Genomic DNA, 25,585 nt, shown 5'->3' on the forward strand with positions numbered 1-25,585 from the left:
GCGGGACCGGTCATGCCGGAGTGCCGCTCATCTGCTGGACGAATTCCTCGATCCGCCGCTGATAGCGGCGGTCCAGCTGCGACTTGCCCAGCTTGGCGGTCTGCAGCATCAGGCGGGCTTTCATGTTGCGCGGCTTGACCTCGGTCTCGAAGATCAGGCGCGACCGCGCGCGGCTCAGCGCGACGACGGTGGCGCTGATGCCCAGCTCCAGCGCGTCGGACCGTCCGGCCATGGTCATTTGTTCCGGCCGGTCGAAGCGGGTGACCGCCAGGCGCAGCTTGCGCGGCTTGCCGCGCCAGTCGAATCCGATGTTCCAGCCCATGCCGATTCCCGGCTCCAGCGAGGGGTCGATGCGCGACACGCTGGCCCCCCTGCTGATCAACATCCGTTCAAGCGCGTCGAAATTGCCGATCGTCTCGAACAGACGTTCGGCGGCAAGATCGGTATCGATACGCGTCGAAAACTTCATCTTGAACAACCCGCTGACCATGCCGGGGCCATCCGTCGGAAAGGACCCGTCGTTCGGCTGATAGTCCAAATTGCGTTGGGTATTCAACTATGTCGTCAGCATTGTCACACATCACTTGCTACAATTTTCCCATCGCTACAAAACCGAATGAAAATCTCCTGTCCATCGGGGCAGGTTTCCGCGCGACGGGCCGAAGGGCTGATAAAGTGCAATAAATGCAATCACGGGTTGTCTGCTTTCAGGCGAATGCGCTAATCAAGACAAAAGACCGTGCAGCGCCCATCCGGGCGGGCTTCCGCCTAAGACCAAGAACGCCAGGGCCGTCCGATGTCTGACCGTGCCACGAAGCGACCGCCCGACCGCCCTGCGGGCCCCCATCATGCGGGTTCCGTGCCGCCGGACAGCATGACGCTGCGCATCCTGGCGACCAGCGACCTGCACATGCACCTGTTGCCCTATGACTACTTGGCGGATCGCCCCTCCGACCGGATCGGGTTGGCGCGCACCGCGTCGCTGATCCAGGCCCGCCGGGCCGAGGTGCGGGCCTGTCTGCTGCTGGACAACGGCGATTTCCTGCAGGGCGGACCCATGGGCGATCTGGTGGCGCGACGCGCGTCGCTGTTTCCGGACACGCATCCCGCCATCGCGGCCATGAACGCCCTTGGCTATGACGCCGCGGCGCTTGGCAATCACGACTTCAACTTTGGCCTGACCTTTCTGCGGCGCACCGTGGCGCGGGCGCGCTTTCCGGTGCTGGCGGCCAACCTGTCGATGCGGCGCGGGCCCGATTTCGCATCGTTCTGCGTGATTGACCGGTCCCTGACCGACCCCCAGGGCAACCGCCACCCGCTGCGCATCGGGATCATCGGGTTCCTGCCCCCGCAGACCGAGGAATGGGACCAGGACCTGCGCCCCCTGATGCACAGCGACGACATCATGGACTGCGCCCGCCGCCTGGTGCCCCGCCTGCGCGAGACGACCGGCGTCGACCTGGTCGTGGCCCTGGCCCATACTGGCATCGGCCCGCCCGACCCCACCCCGCGGATGGAGCATGCGGCCCATGCGCTGGCCACCCTGCCCGGCATCGACGTGCTGGTCGCGGGCCACACCCACGAGGTCTTTCCCGGCCCCCGCTGGCAGGGGCGCCCGGGCATCGACGCGCTTCGCGGCACGCTGTCGGGAAAACCCGCGGTGATGCCCGGTTTCGGCGGGTCGCATCTGGGGGTGATCGACCTGCATTTCACCACCGACCCCCAGGGCCGCCTGACGGTCGCCAGCTTCTCCGCCCGGACCGAGGCCGTGGCCCCCGCCACCCCCGCCTCGGCGCTGGTGGCCCGACCGGTGGCCGCCGCCCACCGAGCCACGCTGCGCCAGCTGTCCACGCGCATCGGGCGGTCGGCCTCGGCTCTGAACAGCCATTTCGCCGTCATCGGCCATGATCGCGGCCTGCGGCTGGTGAACCTGGCGCAGCGCTGGCATGTCCGCCAGCGGCTGGTTGGCACCGCGCATGAGGGGCTGCCGGTGCTGTCGGCATCGGCCCCCTATCGGGCGGGGGGACGGGGCGGGCCGCAGCATTACACCGATGTGCCCGCGGGCACGCTCAGCCTGCGGCACCTGGCCGATCTCTATTCCTTCCCGAACCGCATCACCGCGATTCGCCTGACCGGCGCACAGTTGCGCGGCTGGCTGGAACGCTCGGCCAGCCTGTTCAACCACATCCCCTCCGGCAGCCGTGACGCCACCCTACTGAACCCGGATTTCCCGGCCTATAATTTCGACATGATCGACGGGATCAGCTGGCGCATCGACCTGTCGGTGCCCGCGCGGTTCCACCCCGACGGGCGGCTGGCCTGCGCCGATGCCGCGCGCATCCGCGACCTGACCTGGCAGACCCGCCCGGTCGCCGACGATCAGACCTTCGTGCTGGCGACCAACTCGTATCGGCTGGCGACCTGCGGGCTGTTCAGCCCCCTGGTGGCGCGCAACACGGTCATTCTGGACCGCGACGCGATGACCCGCGACGTGCTGCGCCGCTATGTCCGCCGTCAGCGCTGCATCCGCGTCCCTGACCGCCCCAACTGGACCTTCGTGCCCCAGCCCGACACCTCGGTCCTGTTCGAAACCGCCCCCGTCGCCCTGGACCGCCCCCTGCCCGAGCCCGACTGGCTGGAGGGTCTGGGCATCGGCCCGGACGGATTCGCGATGATGCGCCTGACCCTCTAAGGGTGCGTGCGGGCTTGCATCCGTCGCGCGACCATCCTATCTGTGCGCCCGAGAGGTTGGCGCGGGCAAGCGCCTCGCCAAATCGGTCAGGTCCGGAAGGAAGCAGCCGTAACGAGCCCCGCCTGGGTCGTTGTCCAGCCTCTCACCCACCCCCTCATACCATGCCGCCCGCACTCTGGTCGCGGCGCGCGAAACATGGCAGGCAGACGCGTGTCATTCGCCAAGGAAGCCCCATGCGGTTCTGGACCACGATCGCCCTGATCCTTGTTCTGTCCGCGGTCGGGCTGACCTACGAGATCGCCGCCGGTCGGGTGCTGGCGCCGTTCTTCGGCACGTCGCTGGTGACCTGGACGACCGTGATCGCGACCATTCTGGCGGGGTTCTCGCTTGGCAGCGCGCTTGGCGGGCTGGTGGCTGAACGGGACGCGGCGGTCGCCGCCCGCACCGTGCGCCTGGCGCTGATCGCCACGGCGGTGCTGATGGCGCTGTCGCCCGCCGTCCTCAGCCTGATCTATGCCTTGGGCGCCCGAGAGACCGGCGGCATGCTGCTGGCCGTCATCCTGGCCTTTTTGCCCGCCTCGGTCCTGGTCAGCTTTCCCTCGCCCTTCCTGGCCCGGCTGGCGGTCGAGGCGCGACCGGGACGAGAGGGCTCGTCCCTGGGGATGGTGCTGGCGGCGGGCTCTCTGGGCGCGATCCTGGGGGCGGTGCTGGCGGGGTTCATTGCCCTGCCGCTGATCGGCTCGGTCGCGACTTTTGCCGGATGCGCGGCGGCGGTGCTGCTCTGCGTGCCGCTGATCCGGGGCGGCGCCTCCGCTCCGGGCGGGGTAGCACGGCGGCCCGGAACGGTCGTCGCGGTGGTGCTGGGGGGGCTGGTGGTCGCCGCAATCGCCGCCAGCGGTCCGATGTGCCGATACGAATCCGGGATGTCCTGCATCGACGTCCGGCGCCATGGTGATGCGGTCTATCTGTATTCCGACCGCACCCAGCAGGCCGCCGAACGGGTGGCCCCCGGCACCGACGCGGAGGGTCCGAGCGACCGGCTGGTCATGCCCTATACCCGGTGGCTGTGGGCGCGGATGGATGCCGATCTGGGGCCCGCGCCTTCGGTCCTGTTCATCGGTGGCGGCGGTTACAGCCTGCCCACGGCGCTGCTATCGTCGCGCCCCGCAGCCCGGGCCGTCGCGGTCGAGATCGACCCGCTGATCACCCGCGTCGTGCGCCAGCATATGCCCTGGGCCGCCGCGATGATCGCGGAACAGCCCGCCCCCGAACGGGCGGCACCGCGGTTGCAGGTCGTGCATGCCGACGGGCGGGTGTACCTGAACCAGACCGACCAGCGTTTTGACGGGGCGGTGATGGATGCCTTTTCCTCGGGCTCGGTACCCGCACACCTGGCCACGCGCGAAACCTATCAGCGACTGCGGGCCATCGTGGACGGCCCGGTCTATGTGAACCTGATCGACGCGCCGGATGGCCCACTGGCACGCGGCATCCACGCGATTCTGGCGGAGCTGTGGCCGCATGTCGAGGCCGCACAAAGCCCGGTCAGCGGACGCGGGCGGGCCAATATCGTGCTGGCCGCGTCGCCGACGCCCCTGCCGGCGCTGGACGGGCTGCCCCCCGGGTATCAGCGCGTCCGGATTGCGCCGGGCCGCGCCCTGACCGATGACCGGGGCTGGGTCGGGCACCGCTGACGCCCCTTCGCGGGGCGCAGGGCAGCCATGTGGTGCCTTGCCAGTTGCCGCCCGCGCGCCCATGTTAGCGTCTGACAGACCTGAAAGGACCGCCCATGACCCGCCGTTTCGATGCCGTGATCTTTGACCTGGATGGCACCCTGCTGGCCACCGAACAGATGACCATCGAGACCGGAGAGGCGGCGCTGGCCCGGATGGGACGCCCCGCGCCCGAGGGGCTGCTGGCCTCGCTGGTGGGCATCGACGAGCCGACCTCGCGCGGGATGCTGCGCGAACAGCTGGGCGCCGATTTCGACTTTGCGCACCTGGACCGCCTCTGGGCCGAGGCCCTGATCGAGCGGCGCGACCGCGACGGCATTCCCCTGCGCCCCCATGTCGGCACGCTGCTGGACGCGCTGCGGGCGGCGGGCCTGCCCTTTGCCATCGCCACCTCCAGCACCGCCGATCAGGCGCGCGAGAAACTGGCCGCCGCCGGGCTGACCGACAGCTTTGACATCGTGATCACGCGCAGCGACGTGCCCAGTCCCAAGCCCGCGCCCGACGTCTATCTGCTGGCCGCGGACCGTCTGGGGATCGACCCGGCCCGCTGCCTGGCCTTCGAGGACAGCGACGTGGGCGCCTTGGCCGCGCGGGCGGCTGGCATGACCGTGGTGCAGGTGCCCGACATGGTGCCGCTGTCGGGCGATTACGCCGACTATCTGGCGACCGACCTGATCGCGGGCGCGCGCGGCATCGGGCTGTTGGCCGCCTGATCCGGTTGTGGCCCCTGCGGCGCCCCGCTAAGGTGGCGCGACACCCGAGGGATCGATGACCGACACCAAGCCCGCCTACCAGGTTCTGGCCCGGAAATACCGGCCCGAGACGTTCGCCGACCTGGTCGGACAGGACGCGATGGTCCGCACGCTGAAGAACGCATTCGCCGCCGACCGCATCGCGCAGGCCTTTGTCATGACCGGCATCCGCGGCACCGGCAAGACGACGACCGCGCGCATCATCGCCAAGGGCATGAACTGCATCGGCCCCGACGGCCAGGGCGGCCCCACGACCGAACCCTGCGGCGTGTGCGAGCATTGCGTGGCCATCGCCGAGGGGCGCCATGTCGACGTGATGGAGATGGACGCGGCATCGCGCACCGGCGTGGGCGACATCCGCGAGATCATCGAATCGGTCCATTACCGCGCGGCCTCGGCGCGCTACAAGATCTATATCATCGACGAGGTCCACATGCTGTCGACCAGCGCGTTCAACGCGCTGCTGAAGACGCTGGAGGAGCCGCCCCCGCACGTCAAATTCATCTTTGCCACGACCGAGATCCGCAAGGTTCCGGTCACCGTCCTGTCGCGCTGTCAGCGGTTCGACCTGCGCCGGATCGAGCCCGAGGTGATGATCGCGCTGCTGCAACGCATCGCCACCGCCGAGGGCGCGACCATCACCGAGGATGCGCTGGCGCTGATCACCCGCGCCGCCGAGGGGTCGGCCCGCGATGCGACCAGCCTGCTGGACCAGGCCATCAGCCACAGCGCGGGCAGCCAGGGCGCGGGGGAGACCACCGCCGATCAGGTGCGTGCCATGCTGGGCCTGGCCGATCGGGGCCGCGTGATCGACCTGTTCGAGATGGTGATGCGCGGCGATGCCGCATCGGCCCTGACCGAGCTGCAGTCGCAATATGCCGATGGCGCCGATCCGGTCGCCGTGCTGCGCGACATGGCCGAGATCACGCATTGGATTTCGGTGGTCAAGATCACGCCGGGGGCGCTGGACGATCCGACCATCTCTCCGGACGAGCGGGCGCGCGGCAAGGATCTGGCCGACCGCCTGCCGATGCGGGTCATGTCGCGAATGTGGCAGCTGCTGCTGAAGGCGCTGGAGGAGGTGTCTGCGGCGCCCAACGCGATGATGGCCGCCGAGATGGCCGTGATCCGCCTGACCCATGTGGCCGACCTGCCCGACCCCGAGGCGCTGATCCGCCGCGTCCAGCAGGCGCAGACGGCGGGGGAGTTCGCGCGCGGACCTTCGGTGGCGGGCGCGCCCGCGGCCCAAGCCCCGCAGGCGATGCGCCGCGCCCGCCCGGCACCGGCGGTCCAGGCGCAGGGTGCCGCGGCCCATGCGCTGGCCGTGGCGCCCGAGCTGGTCGAAAGCTATCCCGATTTCGCCTCGGTCGTGGATTTGATCACCCGGATGCGCGACATGACGCTGTTGGTGCTTGTGGAACGCCACGTGGCGCTGGTGCGCTACAGCCCCGGCCGGATCGAGTATCAGCCCCGCAACAACCCGCCCGCCGATCTGGCGCAGCGGCTGGCCGAACGCCTGCGCGGCTGGACCGCCGGGCAGCGGTGGGCCGTGACCATCACCAACGAGGACGGCGCCCCCACCATCGCGGAGACCCGCGACGCCGAGGCCCGTGCCGCCCACGAGCGCGCCCTGACCCTGCCCATCGTGCAGCAGGTCATGGCGGCGTTTCCGGGCGCCACGCTGACCCGCGTGACCCGCGCCGCGCCTGAACCCGACACGGCCGACCTGGCCGACGGCGCGGCCAACCCCCATGACGGCAGCCAAGGCCCTGTGGCCGAGGTCGAGGAATGGGACCCCTTCGAAGATGAGGACTGAGCGATGATCAAGGGATTGGGCGGCTTTGGCGACATGGCCAAGATGATGAAGGCCGCCAAGGACATGCAGGACAAGATGGGCCAGATCCAGGAGGACATGGCCCGCATCACCGTGACCGGCCAGTCCGGCGCGGGTCTGGTCAAGGCGACCTGCACCGCCAAGGGAGAGCTGACCGCGCTGGATATCGACCCGTCGATCTTCGTGCCGTCGGAAAAGGAGGTGGTCGAGGACCTGATCCTGGCCGCCATCAAGGACGCCCAACGCGCCGCCGAGGAAAAGATGCAGTCCGAGATGGCCCGCCTGACCGAGGGCCTAGGCCTGCCCCCCGGCATGAAACTGCCCTTCTGATCGGCATGGACCAGGGCAGCGACGACATCCACGCGCTGATCGCGCTGATGGCGCGGCTGCCGGGCCTGGGCCCACGATCGGCCCGCCGCATCGTGCTGCAACTGGTGCGCAAGCGCAGCCAGCAGATGGTCCAGCTGTCGCAACTGCTGGACAGGGTGGCGCAGAACTCGCGCGAATGCGTGGTCTGCGGCAATATCACCGACCGCGACGAATGCGCGATCTGCACCGATCCGGCGCGCGCGACCGGAGAGATCTGTGTGGTCCAGGACGTGGCCGACCTCTGGGCGCTGGAACGGGGCCGGGCGTTTCGCGGCCGCTATCACGTGCTGGGCGGCACGCTGTCCGCGCTGGACGATGTGGGCCCGGACGATCTGGGCATCCCGACCCTTCTAACCCGCATCCATGACGAACGAATTACCGAGGTGATCCTGGCCCTGAACGCCACCGTCGACGGCCAGACCACCGCCCACTACATCGCCGATGCGCTGGAGGGGTCCTCGGTCGCCGTCACCGGCCTGGCCCAGGGCGTGCCCATCGGCGGAGAGCTGGATTACCTCGACGACGGCACCATCACCGCCGCCTTGCGCGCGCGCCGGAGGCTCTAGGACCAAAAAGGCCGCGTCGGGTGACGCGGCCTTCCCATCGGAACGCGGGCGGACGGGGGGTCCGGGGGGCTGGCCCCCCGGCCGTCGCGGGACGCAATCAGGCGTCCAGCTTGCCGACACGCGCCGGCGTCTTGGCGATCTCGATCCGGCGCGGCTTCAGCGCCTCGGGGATCTCGCGCACCAGGTCGATATGCAGCATCCCGTCGACATGGCTGGCGCCCTCGACGCGGACGTGGTCGGCCAGCGTGAACTTGCGCTCGAACGCGCGGGTCGCGATGCCGCGATGCAGGAAGGTCCGGCCCTCATCCTCGTCCGCCTTGAGCGCCGAGACGATCACGGCGCCGTCGCGGACCTCGACATTCAGGTCGTCGGCGGCAAACCCGGCCACAGCGATCGAGATGCGATAGGCATCCTCGCCGGTCTTCTCGATGTTATACGGGGGATAGGTGGTGCTGGCCACATCGGCAGTCATGGCGCGGTCCATGACGTCAGCCAGACGGTCGAAACCGACAGAGGCCCGGTACAGCGGGGTCAGATCAAAGTTGCGCATGTGTCACATCCTGTTCAAAGCGATGCCAGGGTCGCCCCCCGAAACCGGGCGGGCAGGAAACCGACGCCATCATGGCCGCCGGTTTCCTGAATCTAGATTGCCCGAACCGCGTTTCAAGGCCCCAAGGCCGCCGGTTTCGGCCCACCCGTGGCCCAGTCCAGCAGCTCGACCGTATGCACCACCGGCACCTGCGTGCCGCCACCGATCTGCATCATGCAGCCGATATTGCCCGCCGCGATGACCTCGGGCGACACCGCCTCCAGCGTCTCGACCTTGCGCGCCTTCAGCTCCGACGACAGCTCGGGTTGCAGCAGGTTGTAGGTGCCCGCCGATCCGCAGCACAGATGCGGGTTCGCAGGCTCCAGCACGGTGAAACCCAGGTCCGACAGCAGGTCCTTCGGCGCCGACTTGATCTGCTGGCCGTGCTGCAGCGAACAGGCCGAATGATACGCCACGCGCATCCCGCGGCCCCCCTCGCCCACCCGGTCGGGCAGGCCCAGCCCAATCAGAAACTCGGTCACGTCGCGGGCAAGAGCCGCAACGCGGCGGGCCTCGGCCTCCATCGGGTCGCCCTTGAACAGGTGGCCGTAATCCTTGATCGTCGTCCCGCAGCCCGAGGTGTTGATGATCACCGCGTCCAGCGGCCCGTCCTTTTCCGCGGCCAACAGGCGACGGATGCTGTCGCGGGCGCGGGCCTTGCCGTCGGCCTCCTGCCCCATATGCAGGGTCAGCGCGCCGCAGCAGCCAAAGTCCTGCGGGATCACCACCTCGACCCCCGCCCGCTGCAGCAGGCGGATGGTGGCGTCGTTGATGTCGGTGTTCAGCGCCCGCTGCGCGCAACCGATCATCAGCGCGACCCGCGCGCGGCGGGTGCCCTGGGCCGGAAAGGTCTGGCCGTCATCGTTGCGGCTGACCGGGGGCATGGATTTCGGCGCCATGTCCAGCATCGCGCGCAGGCGGCGGTCCGGCATCAGCCGCGCCAAAGGCCGGGCGATCCGCGCGCCCCTCAGGGCCAGCCGGAACCGCCCCGGATGCGGCAGCACGAACTTCAGCACCCATCGCAGGAAGCGGTCCATGAAGGGACGGCGATAGGTCTCCTCGATATGCTCGCGGGCATGTTCCAGCAGGTGGCCGTAATGGACGCCCGACGGGCAGGTCGTCATGCAGGACAGGCAGCCCAGGCAGCGGTCGATATGCTTGACGGTTTTCTCATCCGCCGGGCGGCCGGATTCCAGCATCTCCTTGATCAGGTAGATGCGGCCGCGGGGGCTGTCCAACTCGTCCCCCAGCACCTGATAGGTCGGGCAGGTTGCGGTGCAGAACCCGCAATGCACGCAGGTCCGCAGGATCTTGTTGGACCGCGCGGTCAGCGGGTCGGACAGCTGTTCGGGCGAGAAATGGGTCTGCATCAGGCGGGGTTTCCAAACAGGCCGCGCGGGTCAAAGCGCGCCCGCAGGTCACGCTCCAGCCGTGCGGTCAGGGCGTGGGGGGCGGGCAGAATCGCGGGTGCGCCCAAGATGCGGCGGGCATGGCCCGAAAAGGTCGGCAGATCGGGCATCTGCCCGCGCGGCAGGCGGACATGGATCAACGCGCCGCCCCAGTCCAGCGATTGCGGTTCGGGCAGATGGGTCAGCAAGGCGGGCGCCTCGCTTGGCCGGCAGGTGATGCGCCAGGTATCGAGGTCGGGATCGTGGATATTTGAGTGAAGAAGAAGCCAAGTCTGCGGATCGCCGTCGCGCACCGCGCCAAAGGCCGACAGGCGCGCGGTCAGCGCGGCGGCGCGGGCCTTGACCGAGGCCGCCAGCCCCTCCAGCCGGATCAGCGCGCCGTGGCCGGGCAGCCAGGCCGCGCCAGAGACGTCGAAGGGCCCGCCAAGCGCCGCGGACAGCGCCGGGATCGCCGCCGCCGGGTCCAGGTCCGGCAGGGCCAGCGTCGCGGTCACGGGCGGCAGGGGGGCGGTGCGAAAGCTGATCTCGGTCAGCGCGCCCAGGGTGCCGCGGCTGCCCGCCAGCAGCTTGACCAGGTCATAGCCGGTGACGTTCTTCATCACCCGCCCGCCATTGCGCACGACCTGCCCCTGCCCGTCCACAAATCGCACGCCCAGCATCGCGTCGCGCGCCGCCCCCGCCTGCACCCGGCGCGGGCCGCTGGCATTGGTCGCGGCCACGCCGCCGATGGTAGAGCCGGGCGCGCCGGTGGGTTCGAACCCCAGCATCTGGCCCTCGGCGGCGAGGGTCTGGCGGACCTCCTCCAGCGGGGTGCCTGCGCGGACGACCAGGGTCAGCGCCTCGGGTTCATAGAGCGTCACGCCGGTCAGGGCGGTCATGTCCAGCCGCGCGCCCTGCCCTTCCTCGGGCCAGAGGCGCGTGGCGCCGCCGGTCACGGTCAGCGGGCCGCTTGCGTCGCGGAGGATCTGCGCCAGCTGCGCCTCGGTCTCAGGCCGCATCGGCGGGCCGGTTCAGGCGACGCTCGCGGCGCGGGGCGCTGACATTCAGCGGGAACACCTTGGCCGCGTTCAGCAGCCAATGCGGATCGAACGCGTCCTTGACCAGCATCTGCGCCTCGAGGTCGGCGGGGTCGAACTGTTCGCTCATCAGGTCGCGTTTCTCGATGCCGACGCCATGTTCGCCGGTCAGGCAGCCGCCGACCTTGACGCAAAGGCGCAGGATGTCGGCGCCAAGTGCCTCGGCCCGGTCCAGATCGCCCGGCGTGTTGGCGTCATAGATGATCAGCGGGTGCATGTTGCCGTCGCCCGCATGGAACACGTTCGACACGGCCAGCCCGTATTGCCGCGACAGATCGCCGATGCCCGAAAGCACCGTGGGCAGGGCCGTCACCGGGATCGTGCCGTCCAGGCAGATGTAGTCGCCCATGCTGCCCATCGCGCCGAAGGCCGATTTCCGGCCTTTCCAGATGCGGGCGGATTCGTCGTCCGAGCGGCTCTCGCGGAACTCGACCGGGTCGAAGGTCGTGGCGATGTCGCGGATCAGGGTCAGTTGTTCGTCGATCTCGGGCGGGGTGCCCTCGACCTCGACGATCAGCAGAGCCTCGCAATCGGGGTATCCGGCGCCGGAGAACGCCTCGGTCGCCTTGATGCAGGGGGCGTCCATGAACTCGATCGCGACGGGGATGATGCCCGCGCGGATGATGGCCGCGACGCAAGCGCCCGCCGTCTCGGCCGCGTCGAACCCGATCAGCGCGGGGCGCGCGCCCGCCGGCTTGGGCAGGATGCGCAGCGTCGCCTCGGTCACGATGCCCAGCTGACCCTCCGAGCCGCAGACGACGCCCAGCAGGTCCAGGCCGGGCCCCTCACCCATCGGGCCGCCCAGTTCCACGACCGATCCGTCCATCAGCACCACCGTGACGCCCAGAAGGTTGTTGGTGGTGACCCCGTATTTCAGGCAATGCGCGCCGCCCGAATTCATCGCGATATTGCCGCCGATGGCGCAGGCCAACTGGCTGGACGGGTCGGGCGCGTAAAAGAACCCCAGCCCGTCCACCGCGCCCGAGACCGACAGGTTCGTGCGCCCCGCCTGAACGCGGATCAGCCGGTCCCCGGGCGCGATCTCCAGCACGTCGGTCATGCGCGACAGACCGATGACGACCGCATCCGCCGTGGGCATGGACCCGCCCGCAAGGCTGGTGCCCGCACCGCGCGGCACGACCGGCACGCGCAGGTCGTGGCACAGGCGCAGCAGGCGCGACACCTCGTCGGTGGTGCGGGGCAGCACCACGGCCAGCGGCGCGCAGCGATAGGCCGACAGCGCATCGCATTCATAGGCCCGCGTTTCCGCCGGATCGTCGATCACAGCGCCGGGCAGCGCCTGGCGCAGCGCGTCGGTGATGGCCTGCCTGCGCGACATCACGCCTGCATCTGGTGGGGGCATCTGCATCATGGCCGGTTCTCCTCCCTGCCTTGAGCATCGACGATAGGCCGGGCGGCAGGGGCTTTCAAGCGGCGCGATCCGGGCCTAGTGTCGTGCCATGACCCTGTTGGAACAGATCGCCCTGAACCCGCCCGCCCTGCGCGACATGATCGCTGTGGGGTTCCTGTTCACGGCCTGGCTGGGCATCGGCTGGTTCACGGAGCGCCCGCCCGCGGGCAGGCCGTCGGTGTCGGTGCTGATGACGCGCTATCGGCGCGAATGGATGCGCCATTTCGTCGACCGCGACCCACGCATCTTCGACGGCAACATCCTGGCCAGCCTGCGCGAGGGCACGGCCTTCTTCGCCAGCGCCTGCATGATCGCCACGGGCGGCCTGCTGGCGCTGATCGGCAATGCGGAACGCCTGCGCAACCTGACCAGCGGGCTGGAGCTGAGCCCCGCCGATACCGGGTGGGAGCTGCGCCTGCTGGTGCCGATGTTCTTCGTGGTGAATGCGTTCCTGAAATTCGTGTGGGCCCACCGGCTGTTCGGCTATTGCGCGGTGATGATGGCGGCCGTCCCCAACCGGGCCGACCACCCCGAGGCGATGAACCGCGCCATGCAGGCGGCGGATCTGAACATCACCGCCGCGCGCAGCTTCAACGCGGGGCTGCGCAGCGTCTATTTCGCGCTGGCGGCGCTGTGCTGGCTGACCGGCGCCTGGACGCTGATGGTCGGCACTGCAATCGTGCTGTGGGTGACGTGGCGGCGGGAATTCGCCTCGACCTCGCGGCAGGTCATCCTGCGGTCGCTGCCGCCGCCCGTTCTGTCCGACGCCGTGCTTTCCGGTCCTGCCGGATCGCGATCGTCAGAACCACGGCCCCCGCAGCCGTAAGCGCCACACCGACCAGCCCCGGCGCGCGCCAGCCCCAACCCGCCGCCAGCGCCAGCCCGGCCAGGAACGGCCCCAGGGCATTGGCCGCGTTGAAGGCCGCATGGTTCATCGCCGCCGCCATGTTCTGCGCCGACCCCGCCACGTCCATCAGCCGCGTCTGCAGCGGAATGACCAGCCCCGCCCCCGCCGCGATCAGGAAGGACGACACCACCATCAACGGCCAGCTGCCCACGACCAGCGCGGCAAAGCCCTGGGTCGCTGCCATCGCCGCCAGGCTGACATAGGCGGCGCGGTCGATGCCCAGGATCTCGGTCAGGCGGCCCGCGCCCCAGGTGCCCAGGGTGCCACCCACGCCAAAGGCCGCCAGCGTCAGCGGAATGACGTATCCCGGTGCCTGGGTCGTGGCCAGGATCGCGGCCGTCAGAAAGGCATAGACCGCGAACAGCCCGCCGAACCCGATGGCCCCCACGGCCAGCACCCACAGCACGCGCGGATTGCGCAGCGCGGCCAGCTCGTCCCAGGGGCGGGCGTCGGGGTTGCCGCCCACGCGGGGCGCCACGCGCAGGATCAACCAGGCCGAGACCAGCGCGATCACGCCGGGCAGCGCAAAGCCCCACCGCCAGCCGATCGCCTGACCCATCCAGCCCGCCAGCGGCACGCCGAAGATATTCGCCACCGTCAGCCCCAGCAGCACCCGCGCCGCCCCCCGCGCCCGTTGCCCCACGGGCAGCGCGTCGGCGGCATACAGCATCGCGACCCCCAGGAACCCGCCATGCGGCAGGCCCGCCAGGAACCGCATGCCCGTCAGCGTGGCCAGCCCCGGCATGACCGCCGCCGCCAGGTTCACCACGCCATAGAAGGCCATCAGCGCCGCCAGATAGCGCCGCCGCGGCAGCCGCGCGCCCAGCATGGCAGTGATCGGCGCGCCGACCACGACGCCCAAGGCATAGGCGCTGATGACATGGCCCGCCTGCGGTTCGCTAAGCATCAGGTCGGCGGCGAAATAGGGCAGCAACCCCATGGCCGCGAATTCGGACGTGCCGATCGCAAAGGCACCAAGCGCCAGCGCCAGGATGGCGGCGCGATAGTCGGGGGAGGAGGTCATGAGGGCGTTCCTGGGCACGGGATGTTAGCCCTCACACCAGCTTGGGCGCCGATTGGCAAGCCCCGCGCGGACAGGTCAGCCTTGCATCACGTGCAAGGCGTCACAGCAGTCCGCGTTGCAGCGCGATCCAGACCGCCAGCGCGCCCACCACCATCAGCCCGAAGGCCACCGAGGCCGCGAAACTGACCGCCCGGCCCTGCCAGCGCGTGATCTCGCCCAACGGGCGCAGATGGGCGGCCAGGGCGGCGTGATCGCGGGCCAGCGCCTCCACCGGCAGCTGTCGGGCAACCCGGGGCTGGGCCGCCATCTGGTCGGCGCGGGCCAGCCGCGCCGCACGACGGCGCAGCCGGGGCGGCAGCGCGGCACCACGCCGGCGCAGCATCTGGTCCAGCGGCGGACGCTCTCCGCGCCGCGCCCCGCCAAAGCGCGAGGCGATCAGCACGGCGATCTCATCCGCCATGACGGGAATGTCTTCGAAACTGTGGCCCCTGCGCTTCATCGCGGCAGGATAGACGGGATGGCAGCCGCGCGCCAGACGCCGTAAGCTGGGCGGATGAAGCTGAATCACACCGTTACGGGGCCGGATGGCGCCCTTCCGATCCTTCTGGTTCACGGCCTGTACGGCCAGGGCCGCAACCTGGGCGCGCAGGCCCGCAGGCTGGCGCAGACGCGCCGGGTGGTCACGGTGGATCTGCGCAATCACGGCGACAGCCCGCAGGATGACCGCGCCGACTATCCGGCGCTGGCCGATGATCTGGCGGACCTGATCGGCGATCTTGGCGGACGGGTCGATCTGGTGGGCCATTCGATGGGGGGCAAGGCCGCGATGGTCCTGGCGCTGACCCGGCCCGACCTGGTGCGCCGCCTGGTCGTCATGGACATCGCGCCGCTGGCCTATGCGCATGACCAGACCCGCTATATCGACGCGATGGAGGCGCTGGACCTGTCCCTTGTCACGCGCCGCAGCCAGGCCGACACGGCGCTGTCCGCGCAGGTGGGCGATGCGGGCATCCGCGCCTTTCTGCTGCAGAACCTGGACCTGAAGGCCAGCCCCCCGGCGTGGAAGCTGAACCTGAGCGCCCTGCGGGCCGCCATGCCGCAGATCGTGGGCTGGCCCGACGACATGCCTGCGGGCCGGTTCGCGGGCAAGGTCATGGCCCTGCGCGGCGCCCGGTCCGATTACGTCGATGAGGCCGGAGAGGCGGCGCTGCGCGCGCATTTCCCGCAGGTCCGCATCGTAACGCTGAAGGATGCCGGCCACTGGCTGCATGCCGACGCCCCCGAGGCCGTGGCAGAGACGCTGGCAGCGTTTCTGGGCGACGGTCAGGGCGACTAGGTTGGACAACGCAGCATCACCACCGCGACGGCCGAGCCCGCCCCGCCCAAGGGTCGCAGGCTGTTGGGAATGGGCACGCATCCCGACGCCTGCTGCGCCGCGCGCATCATGCGGTCGGCCACCGCCCCGTGACCTGCCCGCGTGACATAGTCCAGCCGGATCACCTGCGCGTCGGTGGCGCGGACATGCACGGCAAAGCGCATCCCGTCGACCGCCACATCCTGGCGCGGCGTGCCCAGAAAGCCGGGCGACGGCGTGGCGCACCCCGTCAGGGTCGCGATCAGGGCAAGCAGAATCAGGACGGGCCGCATCATCCGACCATCATGGCCGCACCGGGTTAACGGCGGGTTAAGGCTGGCGCTGCTCCTCCAGCCGGTCGGCCAGCGATTCGGCGCGGGCGGCCAGTTCGGCCATCGCCTCGCGCAGGTCGGCGGGGATGACGGGCACCTCGACGCGGGGCGGGTTCTGCTGCAGCCGCGCGACCTGACGTTCGGCCTTTTCGGCGCGCTCCTCCAGCGTGGCAAAGCGGTCGGCCAGCATCAGCCCGGCCAGCAGCAGCAGGCGCGGCTCGGGGACGCGGCCGGCCTGCTCCAGGATCTGGCGGGCCTCGCCGTCCAGAATCTGGGCGGCGCGCTGCAGCAGGCGTTCTTCGCCATCGGCGGCGCCGACGCGGTATTCCTTGTGTCCGATGGTGAATTCGACCTCGGCCATGTCAGCGGTCCTCGTGATTGTCGGAGGCGTCCGGCCCGGGCAGCGGCTGGTCGATGGCCGCAGGCTCCTCGGCCAGAAGACGCTCCAGTTCGGTCATGATCTCGCTCATTTGCGCCATCTCGGCGGCGCGGGCGGCGCGCAGGGCCGACAGCTCGGCCTCCAGCGCGGCGCGGGACTCGTCCGGGCCGATGCCACCCGTGGCCTGCGCATCCAGCAGATCGCGATTGGCGGCGATCAGCGCCTCGTTGGCCTCGGCCAGGCGGGCGGACTGCTCGGCTGCGGCGTCCAGGCGGGCCTGCAGATCGGCCAGCGCGCTGGCGTCCGGGGCCGTGTCGTCATGCGGGACCGGGGGTTCGGTTGCGGCCTCCGCCGGGGCGGCGGGTCGCACGCCCAGATCCAGCAGCTGGTCCATGCGGTCAAGCGCGGCGCTGAGGCGGCGTTCGCTGGCGGTGATGTCGCTCATCGGCGCGGTCCTTTGATGGCCTGTCACGGCGTTTTCGCATTGCAGGACCGGCAAGGCAAGAACGGGCGGGAAAACCCGCCCGTTCGCGTGCAAGGCTCAGCGCAGCTCGCGCCGTTCGGCCATCAGGCCGACGACCAGGGCATAGCACGCCCCCAGCAGCACGATGGCAAAGGGCAGGCCCGTCGACACGGCCATCGCCTGCAGCGCGACCAGACCGCCGCCCAGCAGCAGGGCGATCGCGACCGCCCCCTCGATGGCGACCCAGAAGATGCGCTGCGGGACGGGGGCGTTGATCTTGCCGCCCGCGGCGATCGTGTCGATCACCAGCGACCCCGAATCCGAGGAGGTGATGAAGAACACGATGACCAGCACGATCCCCACGAAGGAGGTGATCTGCGACAGCGGCAGCTGGGCCAGCATCTCGAACAGCTCCAACTCCAGCGGCGCGTCCAGGATGCCCGAGAAGCCCGCCACCGTCATGTCGATCGCCGTGCCGCCCAGTGCGGTCATCCACAGGATCGAGATCAGCGACGGCACGATCAGCACCGCGATCAGGAACTGGCGCACGGTCCGACCGCGCGACACGCGGGCGATGAACATGCCCACGAAGGGCGACCAGCTGATCCACCACGCCCAATAGAACGCCGTCCAGCCTTGGCGGAAGTTGTCGTCATCGCGCCCGAACGGGTTCGACAGCGGCACGATCTCGGTGACATAGGCGCCCAGATTGCCGAAGAACCCGGACAGGATGACCACGGTCGGGCCGACCAGGATCACGAAGACCAGAAGCAGGATGGCCAGGATCATGTTCAGCTCGGACAGGCGCTTGACGCCCTTTTCGACGCCCAGCACGACCGAACAGCCTGCGACCAGCGTGATCAGCACGATCAGGATGACCTTGGTCATGTCGGTATTGGCAAAGCCGAACAGGTAGGACAGACCCGCCGTCGCCTGTTCGGCGCCAAGACCCAGGGAGGTCGCCAGACCGAAGATGGTCGCCAGCACCGCCAGGATGTCGATGACATGGCCCGGCCAGCCCCAGATGCGTTCCCCGAAGATCGGATAGAACACCGAGCGCAGCGTCAGCGGCAGCCCCTTGTTATAGGCGAAGAGGCCCAGGGCCAGCGCCACGACCGCATAGATCGCCCAAGGGTGCAGGCCCCAGTGGAAGATGGTCGCGGCCATCCCCAGACGGCGCGCGGCCTCGGGGTCGTCCAGCGCGCCGCCCAGGGGCGCCCAATCGGTGCGGATGCCGCCCTCCTGCGCGGTGCCGGCCAGCGCGGCCTCGAAATGGCCCAGGGGTTCGCTGACGCCATAGAACATCAGCCCGATCCCCATGCCCGCCGCAAACAGCATCGCGAACCAGCCGGTCAGGCTGAAATCGGGCGTGGCATCGGGACCGCCCAAGCGGACCTGGCCAAGCGGCGACACGATCAGCGCCAGGCACAGCAGCACGAAGACATTGCCGGCCAGCATGAAGAACCAATCCAGATTGCCCGTCAGCGTGTCGCGCACGCCGCCGAAGAACGGCTCCAGCTGGCTGGGAAACAGCAGCGTGACGACCGTAAAGATCACCACCGCCGCGGCCGAGATGCCAAAGACCGGGTTGTGCACGTCAAAGGCAAAGGGCGCGCGGCCTTCGATGTTGTCCTGACCGATGGAATAATCGGTCTCGATGATCTCGGTCGGGCCTTCGGGTTCGGGCAGCGGCTCGACCCCGGGTTCCGGCGTGGGCACGGGGGGCGGCGCCTTGGGTTTGAGCGGGGGATAGCGGCCGGTCAGCGCGTCGCGTTCGCGCGTGCGGTCGCGGTTTGGGGGGGTGCCCGGCGTGCCGGGGCCTTTCGGTGGCTGTGACATCTGTCCCTTTCAAATTGCGTCTCGATCGGGTGGCAGGTCCTGGGACCCTTGGCGGAGATCCGCCGCGGAAGGTTTTCTCTTCTCACATTCCGGTGAGAAAGGCCACCGGGGGCCGATTTGTTCCCCCTGATCGGCGCATCGGCAGGGACCATCTTGGCGGACCCGTCGCGCGCGCCTATAAGGCCGCCTGACAGGAAGGACACCCCATGCGCCAGGCGACCATCACCCGCAAGACTTCGGAAACCAGCATCGAGGTCACGCTGAACCTCGACGGCACCGGCGTCTATGACAACCGGACCGGCGTGGGATTCTTCGATCACATGCTGGACCAGCTGTCGCGCCATTCGCTGATCGACATGACCATCCGCGCGGATGGCGACCTGCATATCGACGACCACCACACGGTCGAGGACACGGGCATCGCCATCGGCCAGGCCCTGGTCGCGGCCCTGGGCGACAAGACGGGCATCCGCCGCTATGGCAGCTTTCTGCTGGCGATGGACGACACCCAGGTCCGCTGCGCGCTGGATCTGTCGGCGCGGCCCTATCTGGTGTGGAACGTCGATTTCCCGTCGGAAAAGATCGGCACCTTCGACACCGAACTGGTGCGCGAATTCTTTCAGGCCCTGTCGACGCATGGCGGCATCACTCTGCATGTGGACCGCATCCACGGGCTGAACAGCCACCACATCGCCGAAGCCGCGTTCAAATCCGTGGCCCGCGCGCTGCGCGAGGCGGTGGAACCCGACCCGCGCATGGCGGGCGTTCTGCCCTCGACCAAGGGCGCCTTGTGATGCGGGTCGCGCTGGTCGATTACGACAGCGGCAACCTGCATTCGGCCGAAAAGGCGTTCCAGCTGATGGGCCGCGATGCGGGCGCCGAGGTGATCGTGACCGCCGACCCCGAGGTCGCCGCCCGCGCCGACCGCATCGTGCTGCCCGGAGACGGGGCGTTCCCGGCCTGCCGCACGGCCCTGGGCGAGGTGGACGGCATGGCCGAGGCCATACAGCAGGCCGTCCTGACCCGCGGCGTGCCCTTCATGGGCATCTGCGTCGGCATGCAGATGCTGGCCACCACCGGACACGAATACCGTCAGACCCCCGGCCTGGACTGGATCGGCGGCGAAATCCAGGCCATCGCCGCCCCCGGCCTCAAGGTGCCGCATATGGGCTGGAACGACCTGGTCATCGACCACCCCCACCCCGTGCTGGAGGGGATCACGACCGGGGACCACGCCTATTTCGTCCACAGCTGGCAGTTCCAGGTGACCGACCCCGCGCATCTGCTGGCGCATGTCGACTACGGCGGCCCGGTGACGGCGGTGGTCGGGCGCGACAACATCATCGGCACCCAGTTCCACCCCGAGAAATCGCAAGGCGTCGGCCTGCGTCTGATCGCGAACTTCCTGCGCTGGAACCCCTGAGCCGCCTCTGGATTTCCTGCCGCCTTTGGGGTTTGGTGCCGCCAAGCAACAGGAGACGCCGATGGATGATCTGGAACGCCGCATCGCCATGGCCCGCGGCGACGAACCCGCCGACATCGTCCTGCGGGGCGGCCGGGTGTTCGACCTGATCACCGGCACGATGATGGTGGGCGACGTGGCCATTTGCGGCGACCGGATCGCGGGCATCGGCGATTATGACGGCGCCCGCGTGATCGACGTGGCCGGGCTGGTCCTGGTTCCGGGCTTCATCGACACGCATCTGCATGTCGAAAGCAGCCTGGTCACGCCCCATGAATTCGACCGCTGCGTGACGCCGCGCGGCGTCACCACCGCCATCTGCGACCCCCATGAGATCGCCAATGTCATCGGCCTGGACGGCATCCGCTGGTTCCAGCAGGCCTCGGAACAGCTGCTGATGGACCTGCGGGTCCAGCTGTCCTCCTGCGTGCCGTCGACCGAGATGGAGACATCGGGCGCGCGGATCGAGGCCGGGGATCTGGCGCAGGTCATGGGCCACCCCTCGGCCATCGGGCTGGCCGAGTTCATGAACTATCCCGGCATCATCCACCGCGATCCGGGCGCCATGGCCAAGCTGCGCCTGTTCGCGGGCGGCCATGTCGACGGGCATTGCCCGCAGCTGTCGGGCCGGGACCTGAACGCCTACATCGCCGCCGGCATCCGCACCGAGCACGAGGCGACCACAGCGGACGAGGCGCTGGAAAAGCTGCGCAAGGGCATGCGCGTGCTGATCCGCGAGGGGTCCGTCAGCAAGGATCTGGACGCCCTGCAACCGATCCTGACCGAGGCCACCAGCCCCTATCTGTGCCTGTGCACCGACGACCGCAACCCGCTGGATATCGCGGAACACGGGCACCTGGACTATATGATCCGCCGCCTGATCGCGCTTGGCACCGCGCCGCTGGCGGCCTATCGCGCCGCCTCGCTGTCGGCGGCCGAGGCATTCGGCCTGAAGGATCGCGGGTTGATCGCGCCGGGCCTGCGCGCCGATATCGTGGCCATCGACAGCCTGGAGGGCTGCCACGCGCAGCTGGTCCTGGCCGGGGGCCGGGTGGTGGATGACGCGGCCTTTGCTGCACGCGGGGCCATCGCCCCGGTGGCGCGCGCCTCGGTCAAGGCGCCCCGGGTCGCCGCGCAGGATTTCCGCTGCACCGGCAACCGGACCCAGACCCCGGTGATCGGCATCCTGGAAGGCAAGATCATCACCGAACACCTGACCGTCGACATCGCCCCGCAAGATGGCGACAAGCGCCCCGACCCGGCCCGCGACCTGACCCGCATCGCGGTGATCGAGCGTCACGGCAAGAACGGCAACATCGCCACGGGGTTCGTGCGGGGGTTTGGGCTGGCGCGGGGGGCCATCGCCTCGACCGTGTGCCACGACCATCACAACATCGCGGTCGTGGGGGTCGATTACGACGACATGGCCCTGGCCGCCAACCGCCTGACCCAGATCGAGGGCGGATTCGTGGTGACCCTGGACGGCCGGGTCCTGGCCGAACTGCCCCTGCCCGTCGCGGGCCTGATGAGCCTGGACCCCTTCGAGGCCGTGCGCGACCGGCTGATCGCGTTGCGAGAAGCCGCCCGCACCCTGGGCACGACACTGGAGGAGCCGTTCCTGCAGCTGGCGTTTCTGGCCCTGCCGGTCATCCCGGCGCTGAAAATCACCGATCGCGGCATGGTCGACGTCACCGCCTTCGAGATCATCGCCCCCTGAGATCAGGCCCCACGACCTCAGGCGCCGCGCACCCGCTCCACATGGGCGATGGCGGCGGCCACGGCGGCCTCAATGCTCAGCGCGCTGGTGTCCAGCACCACGGCGTCTTCGGCGGGGCGCAGCGGGGCCGCGGCGCGTTGGCTGTCGCGCAGGTCGCGTTCGCGCAGCTGGGCCAGCATCTCGTCGGGATCGGCGCCCAATTCGGCGGCGCGTCGGGCGGCGCGGACCGCGTCCGAGGCCACGACATACAGCTTGACCGGCGCGTCGGGGCAGATCACCGTGCCGATGTCGCGCCCGTCCAGGACGGCGCCTGGTTCCTGTGCGGCAAAATGACGCTGGAACGCCACCAGGGCATCGCGAACCTCGGGGATGGCCGCGATGCGGCTGGCGGCCTGGCCCGCCTCGGCGCTGCGCAAGCCCTCGCGGGTCAGGTCGGCGGCGGTCAGCGTGCGCGCCGCGGCCACGGCGTCGCCGCCCTTGGCACCCGTCGCGCGATACAGCAGGCCCGTATCCAGGTGGTGAAAACCGAACCGATCGGCCAGGGCGCGGGCAATCGTGCCCTTTCCCGAGGCGGCAGGTCCGTCGATGGCGATGATGAAGGGCATGGCGGGGGCGACTTTGGGCAAGGGCGGTTCGGGCCCTGTTTCGCATGGCACGGCCCCAAAGGTCCAGCGCCCCAGCCCATCGCCGACGCCCAAAGGCGGACCCGATGCCGCGTCCGGGCGTTAGGACTGTTCCAGTTTCCCCCTTGGCAAAGACCGCGGGGCACCATCCTATGCATCTTTATGCAATGATTTGAGTTCGTGATATAAATGTTGCCAGGTTTCATCGAACGTCTGCTGGACGCCAGAACCATCCCCGATATCGGCGCCGTCTTTCACCAGGCGATGGCGCATCTGGGGTTCGAACATGCGCTCTATGCGGGACGTTTCATGCTCAGCGTGCCGCGATCAGTGATGCAGGAAAATCCGGTCGTGCTCAGCAATCTGCCGCCGCGGCTGATCGAACACGCGCAGCAGTTGCGCGACCTGCATCGCGACCCGTGGATCGAATGGGTGCTGAACAATGACGGCGATATCGCCGCGCGCGATCTGCTGGCCCGTGGCGTCCATTCGCCGTCGCTGGCGCTGGCGGCGGATCACGGCGTGGGCGCGGTCCAGATCGTCAGCCTGCGCGACAAGGTCCTGAACGGGGTGGGCGCGGTGCTGGCGGTTCCCTTTCAGGGCGCAGGCGATCACCACCTGCGAGAGCGGTGGGCCCTGGCGGGACGCGATGTGCGGGTCCTGTCCTGGGTCATGCACATGCGCATCGCCACCATGCACCGCCACCCGGCCAAGGCGACCCTGACGCCCCGCCAGCGCGAGGTTCTGGGATGGCGGTCGTCGGGCAAGACCGTAGCCGAGACCGCGATGATCCTGGGCATCACCCCCGCCACCGTGGAAAAGCACATGCGCCTGGCCCGCGAGGCCCTGGGCGTGGACACGACCCCCCAGGCCGTGCTCAAGGCCCATGTGACGCATCAGCTGTTCGGCCCCGTCACCGGCGCGACCCTGCCGCGGGGCGAGGATGGCGAAGGTAAGGGTTTCCACCGTTTCGCTGCGCTGAAAAACCGCATCTGATCGCGCTGTTCCGTGAGTGGTGACACGACAGTGTCAGGAACAGGCGGCGCGCGGTCGGGTTGCCTTGGCCGCGCGCCGCCACCAAAGGCCGCGAAACGCAAGATGCCGGCCAAAGGGCCGGCATCCGTGTCAGTCAGCAGTCAGAAGATCAGGCGCCGCTGAGGGTCTTGGCGACCTCGGCTGCGAAATCCTCTTCCTTCTTCTCGATGCCTTCGCCGACCATCACGCGGGCATAGCCGGTGATCTCGACGCCGGCTTCCTTGGCGGCCTGCTCGACCGTCAGGTCGGGGTTCATCACGAAGGCCTGACCCAGCAGGGTGTTCTCGGCCACGAACTTCTTCATCCGGCCCGGGATGATGTTGTTCTGGATGACGGCCTCGGGCTTCGGCTTGGTGGACGAGGCGTTCTCTTCCAGCGCCTTGGCGGTCTGCACCTGCAGCTCGCGCTCCAGCGCGGCCTGGTCCATGGTGGCCTCGGACAGGGACACGGGGTTGGTGGCCGCGATGTGCATCGCGAACTGCTTGCCCACGGTCTGCGCCGTGTCGGCCGGACCCGACAGCGCGACCAGCACGCCGATCTTGCCCAGGCCGTCGGCGGCGGCGTTGTGCACGTAGGACACGACGGTCTCGCCTTCCAGGACCTGCACGCGGCGCAGGGTCAGGTTCTCGCCGATGCGGGCGATGGCGCCGGTCACGACGTCGCCCACGGGCTTGCCGCCCAGATCGGCCGCCTTGAGCGCCTCGATGTCGCTTGCGCCGTTCAGCGCAACGCCGGTGATGTCACGGACCAGCTGCTGGAAATCGGCGTTCTTGGCGACGAAATCGGTTTCCGAATTGATCTCGACGGCAACGCCGCGGCCACCCGAAACCTGCACGCCCACCAGACCTTCGGCGGCGACGCGGTCGGCCTTCTTGGCGGCTTTCGCCAGGCCCTTGGTGCGCAGCCAGTCGATGGCCGCTTCCATGTTGCCGTCGTTTTCGGTCAGGGCCTTCTTGGCGTCCATCATGCCTGCGCCGGTGGTCTCGCGCAGTTCCTTCACCATCGCTGCGGTGATTGCCATATCCGTCTCCTATCTGTTGAACGCGTCAGGCGGGGCATACCCCCGCCTGACGACACATCCATGAAATCGTCGATCCGGACGGATCAGGCCTCGGCGGGCGCCTCGGCCTCGTCCAGCAGCTCTTCGGGGGCGTCCGACAGCGAGCCCAGGTCGACGCCGGCGGCGCCCATCTGTGCCGACATGCCGTCCAGCGCCGCACGGCTGACCAGATCGCAGTACAGCGCGATGGCGCGGGCCGCGTCATCGTTGCCCGGAATGATGTAGTCCACGCCATCGGGCGAGCAGTTGGTGTCGACCACGGCCACGACCGGAATGCCCAGCTTCTTGGCTTCCAGGATGGCCAGGTCTTCCTTGTTCACGTCGATGACGAAGATCAGGTCGGGAAGGCCGCCCATGTCGCGGATGCCGCCCAGCGAGGCTTGCAGTTTGGTCTGCTCGCGCTCCAGCTGCAGGCGCTCTTTCTTGGTCAGACCCTCGGCGCCGCCGGCCATGGTCTCATCAATCGCCTTCAGACGGTTGATCGACTGGCTGACGGTCTTCCAGTTGGTCAGCGTGCCGCCCAGCCAACGGTGGTTCATGTAGAACTGCGCCGATTTCTCGGCGGCTTCGGCGATGGCCTTCTGGGCCTGGCGCTTGGTGCCGACGAACAGCACGCGGCCGCCCTTGGCGACGGTGTCGCGCACGACCTGCAGGGCCTGGTCCAGCATCGGGACGGTCTGGGTCAGGTCCAGGATGTGGATGCCGTTGCGGTCGCCATAGATGAACTCGCCCATGCGGGGGTTCCAGCGCTGCGTCTGGTGGCCATAGTGAACGCCAGCTTCAAGAAGCTGACGCAGCGAGAATTCGGGAAGCGCCATGAGGAGTTCCTTTCCGGTTTGCGCCTTGGCAGGGGGTCTCAGGGCGGATGCCCCAACCGGTGGACCTTTGCGGATATGTCCCGCAAGGCCCTCCCCTGCCTGTGAAGTAGGCGCGCGATAGCCCCTGCACGGGCGAAACGC

26 protein-coding genes and 1 other RNA gene are annotated in these 25,585 nt (G+C 69.1%); 13 read left to right on the forward strand and 14 right to left on the reverse strand.

What is annotated here, in order from left to right:
- Positions 1–10: 10 nt before the first annotated feature.
- Positions 11–469, reverse strand: coding sequence for a hypothetical protein (locus FA740_RS04840; protein WP_136855707.1), 459 nt, complete (start codon positions 467–469; stop codon positions 11–13).
- 405 nt (positions 470–874) lie between these two features.
- Here FA740_RS04840 and FA740_RS04845 point away from each other — a divergent pair, with 405 nt between their 5' ends.
- The 7 genes from FA740_RS04845 to recR all read left to right on the forward strand — a co-directional run bounded on the left by FA740_RS04845 (position 875) and on the right by recR (position 7,946).
- Positions 875–2,692, forward strand: coding sequence for a bifunctional 2',3'-cyclic-nucleotide 2'-phosphodiesterase/3'-nucleotidase (locus FA740_RS04845; protein ID WP_246053470.1), 1,818 nt, complete (start codon positions 875–877; stop codon positions 2,690–2,692).
- 50 nt (positions 2,693–2,742) lie between these two features.
- Positions 2,743–2,839: signal recognition particle sRNA small type (gene ffs, locus FA740_RS04850), an RNA gene on the forward strand.
- Between the two features lie 86 nt (positions 2,840–2,925).
- Entirely contained in the window at positions 2,926–4,386 is a 1,461-nt protein-coding gene (locus FA740_RS04855) for a fused MFS/spermidine synthase (RefSeq protein WP_136855644.1), read from the forward strand.
- Between the two features lie 95 nt (positions 4,387–4,481).
- Entirely contained in the window at positions 4,482–5,138 is a 657-nt protein-coding gene (locus FA740_RS04860) for an HAD family hydrolase (RefSeq protein WP_136855645.1), read from the forward strand.
- Positions 5,139–5,193: 55 nt separating this feature from the next.
- The gene (locus FA740_RS04865; RefSeq protein ID WP_136855646.1) at positions 5,194–6,993 is read left to right on the forward strand and encodes a DNA polymerase III subunit gamma/tau; all 1,800 of its coding nucleotides are present in this window, start codon (positions 5,194–5,196) and stop codon (positions 6,991–6,993) included.
- 3 nt (positions 6,994–6,996) lie between these two features.
- Positions 6,997–7,341 carry a YbaB/EbfC family nucleoid-associated protein gene (locus FA740_RS04870; RefSeq protein ID WP_136855647.1) on the forward strand — a complete coding sequence of 115 codons (345 nt, stop codon included), beginning with the start codon at positions 6,997–6,999 and terminating at the stop codon, positions 7,339–7,341.
- A 5-nt stretch (positions 7,342–7,346) separates the two neighbouring features.
- A complete protein-coding gene (gene recR, locus FA740_RS04875) occupies positions 7,347–7,946 on the forward strand; it encodes a recombination mediator RecR (RefSeq protein WP_136855648.1) in 600 nt (199 codons plus the stop codon).
- A gap of 97 nt (positions 7,947–8,043) precedes the next feature.
- On the opposite strand, the gene FA740_RS04880 is transcribed toward recR, so the two are convergent.
- From FA740_RS04880 to FA740_RS04895, 4 genes are all read right to left on the reverse strand, one after another.
- Positions 8,044–8,496: an Hsp20 family protein gene (locus FA740_RS04880; RefSeq protein ID WP_136855649.1), complete on the reverse strand. Its 453-nt coding sequence runs from the start codon at positions 8,494–8,496 to the stop codon at positions 8,044–8,046.
- Positions 8,497–8,609: 113 nt separating this feature from the next.
- Positions 8,610–9,905 (reverse strand): glycolate oxidase subunit GlcF, encoded by a 1,296-nt coding sequence (gene glcF / locus FA740_RS04885; RefSeq protein ID WP_136855650.1) that lies wholly within the window; start codon positions 9,903–9,905, stop codon positions 8,610–8,612.
- On the reverse strand, positions 9,905–10,942 hold the full coding sequence (locus FA740_RS04890) for an FAD-binding protein (RefSeq protein ID WP_136855651.1): 1,038 nt from the start codon (positions 10,940–10,942) through the stop codon (positions 9,905–9,907). The genes glcF and FA740_RS04890 overlap by 1 nt, the downstream gene beginning before the upstream one ends.
- Positions 10,932–12,389, reverse strand: coding sequence for an FAD-linked oxidase C-terminal domain-containing protein (locus tag FA740_RS04895; protein WP_136855708.1), 1,458 nt, complete (start codon positions 12,387–12,389; stop codon positions 10,932–10,934). The genes FA740_RS04890 and FA740_RS04895 overlap by 11 nt, the downstream gene beginning before the upstream one ends.
- 91 nt (positions 12,390–12,480) lie before the next feature.
- Here FA740_RS04895 and FA740_RS04900 point away from each other — a divergent pair, with 91 nt between their 5' ends.
- Entirely contained in the window at positions 12,481–13,257 is a 777-nt protein-coding gene (locus FA740_RS04900; RefSeq protein WP_136855652.1) for a DUF599 domain-containing protein, read from the forward strand.
- Here FA740_RS04900 and FA740_RS04905 read toward each other — a convergent pair.
- Both FA740_RS04905 and FA740_RS04910 read right to left on the reverse strand, forming a co-directional pair.
- Positions 13,160–14,362 carry an MFS transporter gene (locus FA740_RS04905; RefSeq protein WP_136855653.1) on the reverse strand — a complete coding sequence of 401 codons (1,203 nt, stop codon included), beginning with the start codon at positions 14,360–14,362 and terminating at the stop codon, positions 13,160–13,162. The two genes, FA740_RS04900 and FA740_RS04905, sit on opposite strands and share 98 nt — an antisense overlap.
- Before the next feature lie 100 nt (positions 14,363–14,462).
- Positions 14,463–14,822, reverse strand: a complete 360-nt coding sequence (locus FA740_RS04910) for a hypothetical protein (RefSeq protein ID WP_246053471.1) — start codon at positions 14,820–14,822, stop codon at positions 14,463–14,465.
- A 93-nt stretch (positions 14,823–14,915) separates the two neighbouring features.
- Here FA740_RS04910 and FA740_RS04915 point away from each other — a divergent pair, with 93 nt between their 5' ends.
- Positions 14,916–15,698 (forward strand): alpha/beta fold hydrolase, encoded by a 783-nt coding sequence (locus FA740_RS04915; protein ID WP_136855655.1) that lies wholly within the window; start codon positions 14,916–14,918, stop codon positions 15,696–15,698.
- On the opposite strand, the gene FA740_RS04920 is transcribed toward FA740_RS04915, so the two are convergent.
- The 4 genes from FA740_RS04920 to FA740_RS04935 form a co-directional block, all read right to left on the reverse strand.
- Positions 15,695–16,012 (reverse strand): hypothetical protein, encoded by a 318-nt coding sequence (locus FA740_RS04920; RefSeq protein WP_136855656.1) that lies wholly within the window; start codon positions 16,010–16,012, stop codon positions 15,695–15,697. The two genes, FA740_RS04915 and FA740_RS04920, sit on opposite strands and share 4 nt — an antisense overlap.
- Before the next feature lie 34 nt (positions 16,013–16,046).
- Positions 16,047–16,409: a cell division protein ZapA gene (locus tag FA740_RS04925; RefSeq protein WP_136855657.1), complete on the reverse strand. Its 363-nt coding sequence runs from the start codon at positions 16,407–16,409 to the stop codon at positions 16,047–16,049.
- Position 16,410: 1 nt separating this feature from the next.
- Positions 16,411–16,872, reverse strand: a complete 462-nt coding sequence (locus tag FA740_RS04930) for a hypothetical protein (protein ID WP_211243643.1) — start codon at positions 16,870–16,872, stop codon at positions 16,411–16,413.
- A gap of 96 nt (positions 16,873–16,968) precedes the next feature.
- The gene (locus FA740_RS04935) at positions 16,969–18,729 is read right to left on the reverse strand and encodes a BCCT family transporter (protein ID WP_136855658.1); all 1,761 of its coding nucleotides are present in this window, start codon (positions 18,727–18,729) and stop codon (positions 16,969–16,971) included.
- Between the two features lie 206 nt (positions 18,730–18,935).
- Here FA740_RS04935 and hisB point away from each other — a divergent pair, with 206 nt between their 5' ends.
- The 3 genes from hisB to ade all read left to right on the forward strand — a co-directional run bounded on the left by hisB (position 18,936) and on the right by ade (position 21,908).
- Entirely contained in the window at positions 18,936–19,523 is a 588-nt protein-coding gene (hisB, locus tag FA740_RS04940) for an imidazoleglycerol-phosphate dehydratase HisB (protein WP_136855659.1), read from the forward strand.
- Positions 19,523–20,152 (forward strand): imidazole glycerol phosphate synthase subunit HisH, encoded by a 630-nt coding sequence (hisH, locus tag FA740_RS04945; protein ID WP_136855660.1) that lies wholly within the window; start codon positions 19,523–19,525, stop codon positions 20,150–20,152. Before hisB ends, hisH begins: the two co-directional genes overlap by 1 nt.
- A gap of 61 nt (positions 20,153–20,213) precedes the next feature.
- Entirely contained in the window at positions 20,214–21,908 is a 1,695-nt protein-coding gene (gene ade, locus FA740_RS04950) for an adenine deaminase (RefSeq protein WP_136855661.1), read from the forward strand.
- Positions 21,909–21,925: 17 nt separating this feature from the next.
- Here ade and FA740_RS04955 read toward each other — a convergent pair whose 3' ends face one another.
- Positions 21,926–22,513: a (d)CMP kinase gene (locus tag FA740_RS04955; protein ID WP_136855662.1), complete on the reverse strand. Its 588-nt coding sequence runs from the start codon at positions 22,511–22,513 to the stop codon at positions 21,926–21,928.
- A 207-nt stretch (positions 22,514–22,720) separates the two neighbouring features.
- On the opposite strand from FA740_RS04955, the gene FA740_RS04960 reads away from it, so the two are divergent.
- Positions 22,721–23,527: a helix-turn-helix transcriptional regulator gene (locus tag FA740_RS04960; RefSeq protein ID WP_136855663.1), complete on the forward strand. Its 807-nt coding sequence runs from the start codon at positions 22,721–22,723 to the stop codon at positions 23,525–23,527.
- Between the two features lie 148 nt (positions 23,528–23,675).
- Here FA740_RS04960 and tsf read toward each other — a convergent pair whose 3' ends face one another.
- Together tsf and rpsB are read right to left on the reverse strand one after the other, a co-directional pair.
- A complete protein-coding gene (tsf, locus tag FA740_RS04965) occupies positions 23,676–24,587 on the reverse strand; it encodes a translation elongation factor Ts (protein WP_136855664.1) in 912 nt (303 codons plus the stop codon).
- Between the two features lie 83 nt (positions 24,588–24,670).
- Positions 24,671–25,444: a 30S ribosomal protein S2 gene (gene rpsB / locus FA740_RS04970; RefSeq protein ID WP_136855665.1), complete on the reverse strand. Its 774-nt coding sequence runs from the start codon at positions 25,442–25,444 to the stop codon at positions 24,671–24,673.
- Positions 25,445–25,585 lie beyond the last annotated feature (141 nt).

The sequence above is a fragment of the Paracoccus hibiscisoli genome (assembly GCF_005048265.1).
In the GTDB taxonomy this organism is placed as follows: domain Bacteria; phylum Pseudomonadota; class Alphaproteobacteria; order Rhodobacterales; family Rhodobacteraceae; genus Paracoccus; species Paracoccus hibiscisoli.